This window comes from Roseimaritima multifibrata, from assembly GCF_007741495.1.
Classification (GTDB): Bacteria; Planctomycetota; Planctomycetia; order Pirellulales; family Pirellulaceae; genus Roseimaritima; species Roseimaritima multifibrata.
Window position 1 is genome coordinate 3,706,397 of the sequence record NZ_CP036262.1, and the last position, 14,349, is coordinate 3,720,745.

The 14,349-nt window shown below is 53.7% G+C and carries 12 protein-coding genes; 7 read left to right on the plus strand and 5 right to left on the minus strand.

Annotated elements, in window-relative coordinates:
• The first annotated feature begins 320 nt into the window (after positions 1-320).
• A complete protein-coding gene (locus FF011L_RS26315; protein WP_218932606.1) occupies positions 321-1,517 on the plus strand; it encodes a 3-keto-disaccharide hydrolase in 1,197 nt (398 codons plus the stop codon).
• Positions 1,518-1,817: 300 nt separating this feature from the next.
• Here FF011L_RS26315 and FF011L_RS13415 read toward each other — a convergent pair whose 3' ends face one another.
• Both FF011L_RS13415 and FF011L_RS13420 read right to left on the minus strand, forming a co-directional pair.
• Positions 1,818-2,669 carry a c-type cytochrome gene (locus FF011L_RS13415; protein ID WP_145352138.1) on the minus strand — a complete coding sequence of 284 codons (852 nt, stop codon included), beginning with the start codon at positions 2,667-2,669 and terminating at the stop codon, positions 1,818-1,820.
• On the minus strand, positions 2,666-3,850 hold the full coding sequence (locus FF011L_RS13420) for a hypothetical protein (protein ID WP_145352139.1): 1,185 nt from the start codon (positions 3,848-3,850) through the stop codon (positions 2,666-2,668). The genes FF011L_RS13415 and FF011L_RS13420 overlap by 4 nt, the downstream gene beginning before the upstream one ends.
• A gap of 135 nt (positions 3,851-3,985) precedes the next feature.
• On the opposite strand from FF011L_RS13420, the gene FF011L_RS13425 reads away from it, so the two are divergent.
• Positions 3,986-4,921: a WecB/TagA/CpsF family glycosyltransferase gene (locus FF011L_RS13425; RefSeq protein ID WP_246109396.1), complete on the plus strand. Its 936-nt coding sequence runs from the start codon at positions 3,986-3,988 to the stop codon at positions 4,919-4,921.
• A 168-nt stretch (positions 4,922-5,089) separates the two neighbouring features.
• Here FF011L_RS13425 and rnc read toward each other — a convergent pair whose 3' ends face one another.
• Positions 5,090-5,983, minus strand: coding sequence for a ribonuclease III (rnc, locus tag FF011L_RS13430; protein ID WP_246109397.1), 894 nt, complete (start codon positions 5,981-5,983; stop codon positions 5,090-5,092).
• Between the two features lie 202 nt (positions 5,984-6,185).
• Between rnc and metK the strand changes: the two genes are divergently transcribed.
• The 3 genes from metK (at position 6,186) to FF011L_RS13445 (ending at position 9,253) form a co-directional block, all read left to right on the plus strand.
• The gene (gene metK / locus FF011L_RS13435) at positions 6,186-7,367 is read left to right on the plus strand and encodes a methionine adenosyltransferase (RefSeq protein WP_145352140.1); all 1,182 of its coding nucleotides are present in this window, start codon (positions 6,186-6,188) and stop codon (positions 7,365-7,367) included.
• An 81-nt stretch (positions 7,368-7,448) separates the two neighbouring features.
• Positions 7,449-8,288 (plus strand): metallophosphoesterase family protein, encoded by an 840-nt coding sequence (locus FF011L_RS13440; protein WP_145352141.1) that lies wholly within the window; start codon positions 7,449-7,451, stop codon positions 8,286-8,288.
• The gene (locus FF011L_RS13445) at positions 8,273-9,253 is read left to right on the plus strand and encodes a GDP-mannose 4,6-dehydratase (RefSeq protein ID WP_145352142.1); all 981 of its coding nucleotides are present in this window, start codon (positions 8,273-8,275) and stop codon (positions 9,251-9,253) included. Before FF011L_RS13440 ends, FF011L_RS13445 begins: the two co-directional genes overlap by 16 nt.
• Here FF011L_RS13445 and FF011L_RS13450 read toward each other — a convergent pair.
• Positions 9,250-10,128 carry a sugar phosphate isomerase/epimerase family protein gene (locus FF011L_RS13450; protein ID WP_145352143.1) on the minus strand — a complete coding sequence of 293 codons (879 nt, stop codon included), beginning with the start codon at positions 10,126-10,128 and terminating at the stop codon, positions 9,250-9,252. The genes FF011L_RS13445 and FF011L_RS13450 overlap by 4 nt on opposite strands.
• A 117-nt stretch (positions 10,129-10,245) precedes the next feature.
• Here FF011L_RS13450 and FF011L_RS13455 point away from each other — a divergent pair, with 117 nt between their 5' ends.
• On the plus strand, positions 10,246-11,637 hold the full coding sequence (locus FF011L_RS13455) for a hypothetical protein (RefSeq protein WP_145352144.1): 1,392 nt from the start codon (positions 10,246-10,248) through the stop codon (positions 11,635-11,637).
• A gap of 268 nt (positions 11,638-11,905) precedes the next feature.
• Here the strand turns inward: FF011L_RS13455 and FF011L_RS13460 are convergent, their stop codons facing one another.
• The gene (locus tag FF011L_RS13460) at positions 11,906-13,003 is read right to left on the minus strand and encodes a cellulase family glycosylhydrolase (RefSeq protein ID WP_145352145.1); all 1,098 of its coding nucleotides are present in this window, start codon (positions 13,001-13,003) and stop codon (positions 11,906-11,908) included.
• A 316-nt stretch (positions 13,004-13,319) separates the two neighbouring features.
• Here FF011L_RS13460 and FF011L_RS13465 point away from each other — a divergent pair, with 316 nt between their 5' ends.
• Positions 13,320-14,348: an AAA family ATPase gene (locus tag FF011L_RS13465; protein ID WP_145352146.1), complete on the plus strand. Its 1,029-nt coding sequence runs from the start codon at positions 13,320-13,322 to the stop codon at positions 14,346-14,348.
• Position 14,349 lies beyond the last annotated feature (1 nt).

Here is a 14,349-nt window from a genome sequence, read left to right on the forward strand (position 1 = left end):
CCCAGCGATCCGGCTCAAGTGCGGCGGCACATTTGGGCAAACATCGTCGTGTGGAAGCCTGAACGGCAGAGGAGTCGGTCAAGCCTCGCACCACCGCGGTTTGTCTTGCAGACGCCAGGCAAAATTTGATGCGACCTTCGGCAGCATCTATACTCTTCCTCTTCAGAGTGGGGCTGGCATTCGCCTTTTAAAACCAAAATCAAAATGGGGCACCACGCCAATTGGTGCAGTTCTCACACAACAATTGCGATCGTGAAATCTCCTCTATCCAACCGACTTGTTTTCTCTCCTACCCGTTAGAGTCTGACCCTATGATAAGAATGGCGTTCAATATCGCACTTATAGCTGCGATCAGCACCGCAGTCTCCTCCGCCGAAGATGGAGGGTTTGTTTCACTCTTCAATGGCAAAGACCTAGACGGCTGGAGCCAGAAAAACGGGACGGCGACCTACCGCGTCGAAGGAGATTCGATCGTTGGGAAAACGAATACCGGCAGCCCTAATTCGTTTTTGTGCACCGACAAACCCTACGGTGATTTCGAAATGACCTTTGATGTGAAGGTCGATACCGCTTTAAATTCCGGTGTTCAAATCCGTTCCCAAACCAAGGGAGACACTCCGGATGGTCGCGTCAACGGTCCGCAGGTCGAGATCTCTTTGGATGGGATGGCTGGGTATGTTTATGGCGAATCGGCTGGCGGCTGGATGACGCCGGATGCCGATCGCAAATCACACACGCATTTCCAAGACGGCGAATGGAATTCCTACCGCATCGTTGCTTTTGGCCCTCGGATTCAGACGTGGATCAATGGGACGCCAATCTCTGACCTTGTCGACATGGATAAGTTCAAAACGCACCGCGAAGGTTTTATCGGCCTGCAAGTTCACGGCATTCCCGCCGACAAAGGACCGTATGAAGTCCGTTGGCGCAATCTAAAGATCCGCGACCTTTCCGAATTCCAAACGCTTTACAACGGCAAGGATTTGGAAGGCTGGACCACAACAGGAAATTGGCTCCCTCAAGAAGATGGATCGTTGTTGATTCAGCCTCGTGATGGAGAAATGGGCTGGACTCGATATGCCGACTACCTGTGGTCCGAAAAAACCTACAAGGACTTTGTTCTAGACCTGGAATACGCGTATCCGCCAGGTGGTAACAGCGGTATCTATTTCCGCACCGGGGACCGTTCGGATCCTGTTGAAAAAGGAATTGAACTTCAGATCCTTGATTCGACCGGGAAAGAAGAGCCACTGACGCACCACGATCATGGTGGAGTGATTAAGACTCAGGGCCCAACAAAGAACATGTCCCGCCCGCCGCACGAATGGAATCGGGCAGTGATCACCTGTATCGGCAATCACTTAACGGTCGAAATGAACGGTGAAAAGACGATCGATTTGCAGTTAGACGAAGGCCCGATGAAAGACCGTCCAATGGAAGGGTACATCGGGTTGCAGGACCACGGCCAACCCAACAACCTCCTGTTCCGCAACATTCGCATCCTGGAATTGCCATAAGCGAAACGTCGCAGAGCAAAGGCGACAATCAATAGGTGAAGGCAAACACGTGCTGATTGTCGCCAGAGCGTGGAATACGTTGCGAATAAACTTCGCGTCTCGGAGAGACGCTGCTACGTAACAGCTTCGCGTCTCGGAGAGACGCTGCTACGTAACAACTTCGCGTCTCGGAGAGACGCTGCTACGTAACAGCTTCGCGTCTCGGAGAGACGCTGCTACGCTAAACGTCAGCCCGCTTGGCTCTGACACTCACAGCCGAAAAGCGGACGCCTGATTATTTATGGCGGAGATATCGCCGGTTCACTTCCCCGCCGAATCGGTTTTGCCGCGTTTCTCGGAGGGACTGAATTTGGGACGCGCGTGCCCGTTGACGTAAGCTGCGATATCAAACGCTTCCTGTGCGGTTAAGTCCGTGTCATCCAGTGGCATCGCGACTTTCAACCATGAAGCCAACTTCGGAACTTTGGAAAGTCCCGCGCCATCGTTGTAGGAGAAGTCTCCCCAGACGGCGGGTCCATCGTCCGTTCCCGCTCCATCGTCTGCATGACAAAATGCACAGCGGTCTTCATACAACGTCTCGCCCCGTTTGGGATCAGCAGTGAACTGGCTTGCGTCCAAAGGTTCCACGTGGTTTGGACCGAGTGGAGCCTTGGGATTCATTTGCAGCTTCCAGCCTTGCGACAGCCATGTGATGTAGGTTGCGATCGCGACGGGAACTTCACTGCCGTTTTCGGGACGCGTCCCATTTTGGCTTCGGATAAAACAATTCAGGATTCGGTCTTCCAGGGTGATCACTTTTGATTCACGACCGGACCACGCTGGATAAGCCGCTGCGACTCCGATAAAGGAGCCGGCTTCAGGATGTTTGCCACCCTCCAAATGGCACGAGGTGCAATTCAAATGATTGCCGACATAGGGGCGTGTCAGCGGGTGTGAATGCGTTTCCATCACCAGCGATTCTCCCAGCCGAACCACGCGGCCAAGCTCTCCCGGCGGATAGGGGGTCTTTTCCGCCACGGTCGAATCCGAAGTTTCCTCCGGTGAAGCCGCATAGGAACCGGATAACGCCGCGAGGACGAAAAGTGTGCAAAGAATGGTGACCGCGATCGAACCGATTTGATTGGGCCGAGCTGTGAAAAAAGTCTCGATCATGTCGAGGGTGTCTCCGGAGGTTTAATGAACGATTGAAGTTTTTCGACAACGTCGGGTACGCGACTAGCGATATTGTTGACGTCGCCGCGATCATCCGGTTTGACATAAAGAGTTTCCTCTTCTCCGGTTTGGCAATAGAACCAGTCGGGAGTGGTGATCGCGACCGCACCCGACTTGCTACGTGATTGGATTGCCGGAGCAAACGGATCGAGTTCCGCGGCCCATTGTTCGGGGGACAATAACCCCGATTCATTCTCGGCTTCGGCCTCAAAGAGGGCGTTCATCGCGGCTTGGGGAGTACATGGCACGCGGCACCGGGTGTGCGGGATGCCGTCCCCGACCGCGATGAACGGAACCTGCAACCGGGGACTATGCAGCGGTCCGTTGGATTCACCAAATCGCCTGTTTTCGCCAAGATTAAAGCCGCTGGTTCCCAGCAAAACGACGCGGATCGGCAGGTCTTCAATCGCCTCAAGCAAAGCGGTCATTAGGACATCGACCAACTGGATCTGAGCGGCATAGGTGTGTAGCCAAGCGAGCAATTCGTCAGGATCTTGTTCGATGGTCCACTCTAACTGTGGCGGTTTTACCGTTTCGTAATAGAAGCCGGGGGCAACAGGCAGAGGATTATCCAAATCGGAATAGACAAGCATATCTTCTTCCGTTTCCACTTCCCCCTCGGTCGTATCTTGCCGACCGCTCCCATCGTCTGCCCATTCCTCTAGAGGCAACAGTTTCCGGGGCGCGTCCCAGTGTCTGACAAGAAAGTCACTGTGAAGCCAGACGCAGCGAGCCGCATTTTCGTCCGCTGGAGGTTCCAAGAGGACCTCCAACCCGGCTGCTAACAGGTTGGCCAAGCCTGTCGTTTCGACTTCTTCGGAAGGCTGATCGGTTTCTTCAGCAGGAATCCGAAAGACCTGCTGGCAGTCATGCTTTCCCGCCAATTGAATCGTCGGGTCGTGATCACTCACAACGCTCAGGCGGATCTCTTTGGGAAGGCTTTGCCAAAGGGATTGCAAAACCTTGATCGAATCATCGGACTGGACGACGCAGCGGTCAAACAAAGTGCCCGCTGCCGCCATTTCGTCCAGCTGTGGAGTCTGATTCCAGGAGCAGCCATAGGGCCCGAGGGAGGCATTGGCCAAGCCTTGCAAAGAGAGGACGAGCGTACAGTTATCCATTTAATCCCTACATTCCTAAATGTCGAATCGCGGCAAGCGGCTTTACCAGCGGAACTGCTGGCGAAACGCCAGGACCAGTGTAGCCGAGAGATAGGTTTCAGAAGAGCAATCCGTATTTCTTGGAGTCCCCTATTCATGTCGCCCGTGCCTGAAACATCGTCCCACTCATTGCCACTGGCGGGCGAAAGCCTGTCGCCTTCTGGATATGTCTATGTCCCGCCGGCGTCCGACGATCAGGAGAGCAATGAATCGGCAGAAACCCGCACGGCGGTCGGTCTCAAGCTTGAAAAGCCGAAAACGGGTGCGTATGTCGCCCCCCCGACGGTCGATGTTTGGGGGCTTCCTTTTGCACAGGTAACGCTCGATCAAACGCTTGAAAAAATCGATCAGATGATCACCGATCGAGAACCGCGGTACATCATCACGGCCAACTTGAACTATGCCATGTTGGCGGATCAACAGTCGGACTTGTGGCGAATCAATCGTGACGCTGCGATGATCCTGGCGGATGGCCAGCCCATCGTTTGGCGCTCTCGAATTGAAATGAATGCGCTTCCTGAACGAGTCGCCGGCAGCGAACTGATCTATCGACTGGGCGAACGTTCGGCGGAGAAAGGCTGGGGAATCTACCTGCTTGGCGCCGCCCCTGGAGTCGCTCAGGCCTGCGCCAACGGTCTCGCTGAACTGTACCCTGGCTGCAAAATTGTCGGCGTCGAATCGCCACCGTTTCGCGAAGCGACCGCTGCGGAAGAATCGGCCCAAATCGAACGGATCAAAGCGGCCAAACCTGACATTCTTTTGGTCGCGTTCGGGCAACCCAAGGGAGAGCTGTGGATCCATGAGCGACTGCACAAGTTAAACGTCCCGGTCAGTATTCAATTAGGCGCTTCCTTTGACTTTGTCGCAGGAAATGCGAAACGAGCTCCGGAAATCTGGCAGAAGTGTGGACTTGAATGGGCGTATCGGATGGGACACGACCCCAAACGTTTGGTCCCTCGCTATGCTTCCAATATTTGGTTCTTAGCGAAATCGCTTTACCAAGATGCCATCGGTCGCCGCCGTTCGATGTAGCGGATGGCATGGATCGCAGTAAACACGCATCGATCGGCAGGTGAATTGGGATGCAAGATCGCTTCCGCTATCAGCCGGATTCGATTTGAAAGGCCGATGCGTGAACCTATCCGGGCAGTCGTTTTCTGCCAGGGGCAAAGGTTTCCCCTCAAGACGATGCCATGTTGGCTATTCGCCGTAGGGAATGTCTTGATCGTTCAGTTCGGCCAATGCATTGGCCGCTGCACGCTGTTCCGCTTCTTTCTTATTTCGTCCCCACGCCGGAACAAATTCTCGTTCTCCGATCGCAGCGGAGACACGAAAGGTTTTACTATGGTCTGGGCCCGCTTCGGTAACCAGCCGATAGCAGGGGGTACTGGCAAGTTCTTTCTGAGCGAATTGTTGCAGCGTCGATTTGAAATTGCTTCCCTGGCCCGAGATGGCTTCCTGAAGCAGATCGGCCATCCATTCACGGATCAAATCCCGGGCGGTGTGCAGGTCGCTATCAAGGTAGACCGCCGCGACAATCGATTCGAAAACATCGCTGCTTAGTGACCGTGGGAAACTGCGGTTGCGAACCACACCTTTGCCGACGATCAAACATTCGTCCAAGCCGATTTGGCGAGCCGCCTGCCCGCAGGATTGTCGACTGACGACCGCCGATTTGATCTTGGTAAGTTCTCCCTCACTCGCTTCGGGGAACTCTTCAAATAACCACTGGCAGACGACCACCCCTAAAATCGCGTCGCCTAGAAACTCCAGGCGTTCGTTGCTCGCCAGCCGGGTCATCGCTCCAGAGGCGTGCGTTAACGCCTCAAGCAACAATTGGCGGTTCTCGAATTTGTAGCCGATTCGCTCTTCGCAGATCGCCATTTTCTCGAGGTGTTCATCACCGGTCCCCGCGTTTCCGACCGCTGACGTATCAACAATTTGATCGCGAGTAACACCCGACGGATCGTTAGCCGAACCGGAAGGAGAATCAGATTGCAGGGAAGGATCGGTAGTTGCCACGGAAAAGTTCGATACGATTTGAGCTCGATACGGATGGTGAATTTTCTGCTGCCGAGGGATCGAATCAGGCAAGCAACGCGACCGGAATGAAAATCGGCGAGTTCCAAGCCAAATCCGATTGCGCCACTATAGCGTTTTCTGCTCCATAACGTTAGTGTTTCTCTCTAGAAAACCCAATCGGTACGGGAAAGGTTTGTCGTTTCTTCGTTCGATAGTGGTTCCATCCTCCAATTGTAAATATCTAAAAACCAGTTTACGGCGGGAATTTATAGCGATGTCCGAACAGCACAATTATCTTTTTACTAGTGAATCGGTCAGCATGGGCCACCCTGACAAGTTGGCCGACAGGATCAGCGATGGGGTTCTGGATGCACTGCTAGAACAAGATCCCTATAGCCGCGTCGCCTGCGAAACCATGGTCACGACCGGGATCGCGATTATCGCCGGTGAAATCAGCACCAAGGCGAACGTCAATTACTCACAGATTGTTCGCGACGTGATCAATGACGTTGGCTACACCGACGACCAAATGGGAATCTGTGGCGACACCTGTGCCGTTATGGTCAGCCTAGACGCCCAAAGCCCCGATATCGCGCAAGGCGTTGACGCCTCGGATAACAAGGATGTTGGCGCTGGTGACCAAGGGCTGATGTTCGGTTTTGCTTGCAAAGACACTCCGGAACTGATGCCACTGCCGATCGCGCTTTCCCATCGGATCATCAACCGGATCACCGAAGCGCGAAAGAACAACGAAGTCTCTTGGCTGCGCCCCGACAGTAAGGCTCAGGTAACGGTCGAATACCAGGGCAACGAACCGGTCCGAATCGATACCGTGGTCGTTAGCACTCAGCACGCTCCCGACGTCGACAATGACACGATCCGTAAATTCGTCATCGAAAACGTGATCCTGCCTTCGCTGCCTAAGCAACTGGTCAAGGATGATATTAAATACCACATCAATCCGACCGGCAAATTTGTCATCGGTGGCCCTCACGGCGACTGTGGACTGACGGGACGAAAAATCATCGTCGACACCTACGGCGGTTGGGGCCGGCACGGTGGCGGAGCATTCAGCGGAAAAGACGCTACCAAGGTCGACCGAAGTGCCGCCTACATGGCTCGATATATCGCCAAGAACATCGTCGCTGGTGGGCTTGCCGAACGCTGCGAAGTCCAGTTGGCTTACGCAATCGGCGTTTCAGAACCTGTCAGCGTGCATGTCGATACTTTGGGAACCGGCAACATTGCGGACAGCAAACTATGTGCTCTGGTACGAGAGCACTTCCCGTTGACTCCCGCTGGCATTATCGACCATCTGGAACTGCGCCGTCCGATCTTCAAAGCGACCACTTCGGGTGGGCATTTTGGACGATCCGAACCTGAATTCACTTGGGAAAAAACCGACAAAGCGGAAACGCTCGCAAAGGCCGCAGACCTCGCGGCTCAGTCGGTTTAAGTAAACGATCGATCGGGCTCGCCGCCAACCGCTTGGAGGGCGGCGAGCTTTTTTTATAGCCCGTTCGCGGAGAGTACAGGAATGCGTGTTGCCTGGCTGACGGATCTGCATCTAGACCACGCCACCGATTCTCAGCGAGACGCCCTCTACGCGGAATGCCAAGCATCCACCGCCGATGGTTTCCTGATTACCGGCGATATCGCGACCGGCCCACTCGTTTGCGATTGCTTGCGTGAATTAGGTGATGTCTGCGACCGCCCGCTCTACTTTGTGCTGGGCAACCACGACTTCTACAACAGTCGCATCGATCGAATCCGACGCGAAGTTTCCGACCTTTGCGGAATCCAAACAAACCTCCATTATCTGACCGACCAGTTCAGCACCGCCCTTTCCGAGAACGTCGGATTGGTTGGCGAAGATGGCTGGGGGGACGGAACCGAAGGTGATTATGAAAATTCATCGGTACGTCTGTCCGATTTTGCTTTGATCGAAGACTTTGCAGAACAAAATCCGGAACAGTGGAAAAACCACCTCCGGGCTTTAGGGGCTGAATCAGAAGACCGTTTGCGTCCCAAATTGCAGAAGGCATTGGAACGATTTGCGACCGTCGTGGTGGCGACTCACGTTCCTCCTTATCGCGAAGCCTGTTGGTACGAGGGGCACACGACGGATGACAACTGGGCACCATTTTTCGTCTGCGGCCAAATGGGAAATTTATTGACTGAGATGGCATTGGAACACCCCGCCCGCCGAATCGTGGTCTTCTGTGGTCACACCCATCATCCTGGTACGGCTTCGATGGCGGATAATCTAACGGTCGTCACCGGGGGCGCTCACTACGGAGCCCCAGGAATCACCGGGATCCTTGAGATTGGTTCTGCCGAATGCCTGTGGAGAGTGAACGGATGCCAACCGCTTTAATTACTGGGATCACCGGACAGGATGGAAGCTATCTGACAGAACTGTTGCTTGAAAAAGGTTATCAAGTCCACGGGCTTGTCCGCCGTCAAAGCAGCACCAAACGGCTGCGTCTGGATCATCTGTATGTCAACCACGACATCTACGAACAACAGCTGTTTCTCCACTACGCGGACCTGAATGATCCGACAACGATGCGCCGCGTGCTGACGGCGGTTCAGCCCGATGAACTGTATCACCTGGCCGGTCAAAGCCATGTTGGGGCGAGTTTCGAAATTCCCGAATCAACGTGCCAAACGACCGCGATGGGGACCTTGCGGCTGCTAGAGATGATTCGGGACCTCCCACAGCGTCCGCGTATCGTGCAGGCAAGCAGCAGCGAGATTTTTGGTTCGCCCACAGCCTTCCCGCAAAATGAACAAACGACGCAGCGGCCCGTGACTCCCTACGGTGTGGCGAAAACGTTTGCGACCAATATGGTGCGAGTCTATCGAGAATCGTTCGATTTTTTCGCCTGCAACGCGATCTGCTACAACCACGAATCCCCACGCCGTGGGGAGAGTTTTGTGACCCGAAAAATATCACGCGGAGTCGCCGCGATCGCTCGCGGCGAACAAACGCATTTGACTTTGGGAAACCTGGACATCTACCGCGATTGGGGCTACGCCCCGGAATACGTCCAGGGGATGTGGCAAATGCTGCAACATGATCGACCGGACGACTATGTTCTGGCCACCGGACAGTCTTGTTCGTTAAAAGACTTCCTCAAGGCAGCGTTTGAAGTGATTGATCGTCCGTACGAACCGTACATCAAAACCGACCCGCGGTTCGTGCGTCCGGCCGAGGTCCATCGTTTGGTCGGCGATTCCAGCAAAGCTGAAGCGACCCTTGGCTGGAAGAGCCAGACGTCGCTACAGCAGCTTGCCAGGATCATGGTCGAACACGACCTTCAGCACCCAAGCGTCTAAGACAACTGGTCCCACAGGACTTTGTTCTCGTGCATCGAAGCAATAATGTCTTTGGGAACGCTACCTTCTTCGATCAGGGTCCATCCTGAGAAATCCGATTTCTTCAACAGCGCGAAGAGTTCCTTCCAGGGGTAGGTGGTGGTTCGCAGGTCATGGATATGCAAGATTCCGATTTTGTCTTGCACCAGTTCAAAGTTGGACTGCAGGCCCTTCCCGTTCATATCGGAAGCATTGCAATTCCAACAGACAACCGCATTGGGATGGTCGGCGATTTCCATCATTTTGTGAATCATCGGCAACTCAGCCGATCCATCACGCCCATGAACTTCGACGCGAATCACCACGCCGTGTTCGGCACCAAATTCAGCCACCTCGCGTAGCGATTCTCCGATCTGGGTTAACGTCTTTTCAACGGGAACCTGTTTCGGCAATCCATTGGGGCGGACCTTGACTCCCTCGCCGCCGACGTCATGACAAAGTTTGATGAAGGCTTTGGTTTCTTCAATGTTCTTGCGAACGGTGGCAGGATCCGGCGAATGATACTCACACGCGCTCCCCAGCCCAACCAATTCAACGCTCGAATCCGCAAACCTTTGGGCAACCTCTTTTCGTTCCTGAGGCGATAGCGAAATTTCAACGCCATGCTTATGGGTACTGCGAAGTTCGACTCCGCCGAACTTGGTCTGTTCGCAGTTTTTAATGACCGCTGGCAGATCCCAGTCCTTCCCCCAGTTATAGGTGACCAGCCCCAATTTCATCTTCGTCGACTTGGAAGCGTCTTCAGCGGAGAGTGCATGATTTCGCAGGGGTAAACCGTAAGCTAACCCAGCGGCCATAGCCGATGCGGTCAGGAATTTTCGACGTTGAAGAGCCATAATAAACCTTGAGAGGAACGACGTGCGATATAGTTTGATTGGTTTAGATGCAACGACTGCCGCGGATTTTCTTCTGTAGCAAAGCAGCCTACGTCCATTTTATCAGGATTCTTCCCGATGTTCAGAAGCCTCAATATTCTTTTGTGCTTTTCGTATTTGGCCCTCTTGGTCCCTGCGTCCGTCGTCCATGGGGAGGATCGCATTCACCCAAGCAGTCGCAACCCCTTCTACTGGGAATACAAAGGGGAGAACGTTCTTCTAGTCGGCGGATCGGTCGAAGATAATTTGTTTCAGATCCCCGATCTCCAATCACATCTAGACGAGATAAAATCGGTCGGAGCGAACTATATTCGCAACACCATGAGTGACCGACATGACGAGGGATACGAGGTCTATCCTTACGCACAAGGGAAGAATGGGAAGTACGATCTTGAAAGCTGGAACGAAGAGTATTGGACACGCTTCGAAAACATGCTGAAGTGGACGGCCGAGCGGGACATCATCGTGCAAATCGAGCTTTGGGATCGGTTCGATTACTCCACTAAATACTGGCCGCCAAACCCGTACAATCCCGTCAACAATGTGAACTACAACGAAGCTGAATCAGGTTTGGCAAAGGTTTATCCGCGTCACCCAGGGACCAACGAACAGCCCTTCTTTTTCACGACGCCCAAACAACGGGACAACAATGTCGTTTTAAAATACCAGAGGAAGTTTGTGGATAAGATCCTTAGCCACACGCTGAAATACGGACACGTGTTGTACTGCATTGACAACGAAACAAATGGTGAGGAAGCCTGGTCAACGTACTGGGCCGAATACATCCGCGCCGCAGCCGCACAGGCAGATCGCTCGGTCTGTATCACCGAAATGTGGGACGACTGGAATTTGTCTGGGCCCCACCATCAGCGAACCATCGCTCATCCCGAACGATATGACTTCATCGATGTCTCTCAGAACAATCATCAGAAAGGGCAAAAGCACTGGGACAATTTCCAATCGTTACGGAGCACGCTCCTCAAACAGCCTCGCCCAATCAACACGGTAAAGACGTACGGGGCTGACAACAACAAATTCGGGCACACAAGCCAAGACGGTGTCAGTCGATTATGGAGACACATCGTAGGGGGCGCCGCATCCGCAAGATTTCACCGCCCCGATTCGGGGCTGGGATTAAGTGATCCAGCGAAGGGGGCGATCAAGGCTTGTCGCAAACTGGAAACGTTGGTCGCGCTGTGGGATCTGACCCCGGGGAACCAGAAACTGAGCAATCGCGGCGAAGACGAAGCCTATTTGGCTGCACAAGGCGACAAGGTCTTCGTCGTCTACTTCCCGCAAGGCGGATCCGTCGACCTAGCCGTAGCGAATCCTGACCGAACCTGGACCATCAAATGGATCAACATCGACACGGGTGAATGGGGACCAACGGACAAGCAAAACACCAAAGGCCGGGCGGAGGTAAGTCTTAAAGCCCCCGGAAAAGGGAATTGGTGTGCGGTAGTGAAGTGATCGCTGAAATTTAGTCGCCGGAATTCAGTAGGCGTACATCGGTGCACAGATTCGTCAGATGCACTCGGCCTGCAAGCCGAGTGTTTTTTGATGGGGGCGGCGCAAACGTCTTTTTGCTGCCTTGCCCTCCATGGAGTCTGCGTCACTGCGAATACAGGGAGTGGATATCGGCCGGCAAACGTCTGGCGATACCCACGCGACTCGGCAACGTTGGGCATTCGGCTTTGAGAAATGCCATAACATTTCATCACGCTTCATAGGACTTTCCCTAAGGCGTTTCCAGCACTTCTTTTCCCAGACGTTTGAATTCGTCCAACCACGACGCCGTTAATGCTTCTGCCATCGTCGGCTTTTCCGATGCTTTCAATTCTTCGCTGCTGGCTCCCCAGTAAAAACTGATCCAACCATCGCAGAACGGACGCGATTCGTTGACAAACTGTGTTAGCTCTTCCTGGCCACATCCAAGCGGAAACATCTCTTCGACAACCAGTGGTTTTCCGACGTCGTAAGCCTTGAGGGCTTTGATCGCTTCGTCGACTTTTCCCTTTTTGGGATAGAAGTGTACCGCAGCAAAATCAAGACGGTCCGAAATCGGAGGTGCGTGGAATAGCGGCTTGCCACCGCCGAATACGAACACCCACGGGATGACACCAATCGTGACCATGTGATCCGGGTCCTCGCTACGAATGGCATCGACCATCTGACCAACCCAAGCCTCCGCAACTTGTTGGCGAGTCCGACCCTTTGTCTCAAGTGCAATGCGTTGCACGAAGAACTTGCCTGCCAGTTCGCCCCCCAGCCACTCGGTCGCCGGATCTTTTCCAGGCAGGATAGGTTCGTTCATTAGGTCATAACAAAAGACGGCGGGGCTATCCTTGCAAGTCTTCGCGATCGCCTTCCAAAAGACCGCTTGGGATTTCCAGCGACCTTCCTCGGAGAGTGCGTCGAACCAAGGGGGGATGTTCTTTTTGTGATAACAGGCCAACCCGGTGATATCCAAGTACAACTCGTTCTCTTCGGCCAACTGAAGCAACTTTTTTAATTGATCTAGGGCTGCTTGGTTTGGCCGATCGGCGGCATCTAGAAACTTACCAACTTGCAGGTGCACACGAACACAATTGGCACCGAGTGATTTGATTTCAGCAAAATCCTCGACCACCGTATCCCATTCGTCGATCCAGTACTCATCCAATAGGCGTCCACTTCGGTCGTGATCATAGTTCACTCCCCAAACAACAAACGGATCCCCTGATTCTTTTCGGATAAACTGCTTTCCATCGGGACTGACGCCAATCGGTTCCAAGCCCCACAGCGGATTCGCCAAAGCCAGCGAACAAGCGACCACTACCCATTTTGAGAACAACATGGATTCAAAGCCTCGAACTAAAGAACGTGGAAATCGAACGATACAATCTTAGACTTCGCAGCTGATTTATGAGTACTTGTGCCTGCTATTCCCCGTTGAAGTGACGGTAATCTTCTGTGGACTGGAAGCGTGCCTCGCCGATCAGAAAATTGCGTTTTACGAATATAACACTATCTTAGAGACTTAGACGGGTCCTCGCCCATCCGCGTTCTTCTCCATTGTTACGATTATCGGACATCGCTATCGCTCACACGCTTTATCGCACCGATGATTCTTGTTTGCCATCCTCTCTTGCACGTTCTGTTTGGACTTCCTAATGCCAGAAACGCCGGATTCATTGCCTTTGGACGATCGCGAACGTGCAGCTCGCCTCGTTCAAGTTTGCGATAACATTCGCCATCAGGTTAGCCAGATCGTGGTCGGCCAAGAGGAAGTGGTTGAGCAACTTGTCATCGCGATTCTGGCGAGAGGGCATTGTTTGCTGGAAGGTGTCCCGGGACTGGCCAAAACGTTGATGGTCCGATCCTTGGCGGAATCGATGAACCTCTCTTTTCATCGCATTCAATTTACGCCTGACCTGATGCCCGCCGACATCACCGGGACCGACATCATCCAAGAGAATCGCGATACCGGGCACCGTGACCTTGTGTTCGAAAAAGGCCCGATCTTCACTCAGATGCTGTTGGCCGACGAAATCAACCGAACGCCTCCGAAGACTCAAGCCGCTCTGCTAGAAGCGATGCAAGAGCATGAGGTGACCGTGGGGGGAACAACCTATCGGTTGCAGGAACCGTTCTTCGTGCTTGCCACGCAGAACCCGATTGAGCAGGAGGGTACTTACCCGCTTCCCGAAGCCCAACGCGACCGTTTTCTTTTCAACGTGATCGTTGACTATCCAAACCGAGATCAAGAGGGGGAGATCATCGACCGGACCACGTCGACGGCATCCGCGAAGATCGAATCGGTCGTTAGCGGCGAAGAAATCGTTGCTTGCCAACAAACGGTTCGGCTTGTACCGTTGCCGAGCCATGTCAAAGATTTCGTGCTCGATTTGGTGCGGTCGGCGCGCCCCAAAGACCCCGCAACCGCGTCGTGGGTTCGCGACATGATCGACTGGGGCCCAGGTCCTCGCGCCTGTCAACAGTTGGTCCTCGCAGCGAAAGCACGCGCCCTCCTGAAAGGGCGGCACCACGTCACACTTGATGACGTGCAAACGCTTGCCTTTCCTGTCCTGCGTCATCGAATTGTTCCGACCTTTAATGCGGAGGCCGAAGGCGTCAGTGTCGACGAACTGATTCAGCGATTGATCAAAGAAATCCCAGTTCGTTCCAAACAATTACTGTAAG

What these genes read in the sequence shown, in the direction of transcription:
- FF011L_RS13460 (WP_145352145.1), bottom strand. Translation starts at nt 13,003, where the DNA reads ATGTTGTTCTCAAAATGGGTAGTGGTCGCTTGTTCGCTGGCTTTGGCG.
- FF011L_RS13415 (WP_145352138.1), bottom strand. Translation starts at nt 2,669, where the DNA reads ATGATCGAGACTTTTTTCACAGCTCGGCCCAATCAAATCGGTTCGATC.
- FF011L_RS13420 (WP_145352139.1), bottom strand. Translation starts at nt 3,850, where the DNA reads ATGGATAACTGTACGCTCGTCCTCTCTTTGCAAGGCTTGGCCAATGCC.
- FF011L_RS13440 (WP_145352141.1), top strand. Translation starts at nt 7,449, where the DNA reads ATGCGTGTTGCCTGGCTGACGGATCTGCATCTAGACCACGCCACCGAT.
- FF011L_RS13450 (WP_145352143.1), bottom strand. Translation starts at nt 10,128, where the DNA reads ATGGCTCTTCAACGTCGAAAATTCCTGACCGCATCGGCTATGGCCGCT.
- metK (WP_145352140.1), top strand. Translation starts at nt 6,186, where the DNA reads ATGTCCGAACAGCACAATTATCTTTTTACTAGTGAATCGGTCAGCATG.
- FF011L_RS13445 (WP_145352142.1), top strand. Translation starts at nt 8,273, where the DNA reads ATGCCAACCGCTTTAATTACTGGGATCACCGGACAGGATGGAAGCTAT.
- FF011L_RS13455 (WP_145352144.1), top strand. Translation starts at nt 10,246, where the DNA reads ATGTTCAGAAGCCTCAATATTCTTTTGTGCTTTTCGTATTTGGCCCTC.
- FF011L_RS13465 (WP_145352146.1), top strand. Translation starts at nt 13,320, where the DNA reads ATGCCAGAAACGCCGGATTCATTGCCTTTGGACGATCGCGAACGTGCA.
- FF011L_RS26315 (WP_218932606.1), top strand. Translation starts at nt 321, where the DNA reads ATGGCGTTCAATATCGCACTTATAGCTGCGATCAGCACCGCAGTCTCC.
- FF011L_RS13425 (WP_246109396.1), top strand. Translation starts at nt 3,986, where the DNA reads ATGTCGCCCGTGCCTGAAACATCGTCCCACTCATTGCCACTGGCGGGC.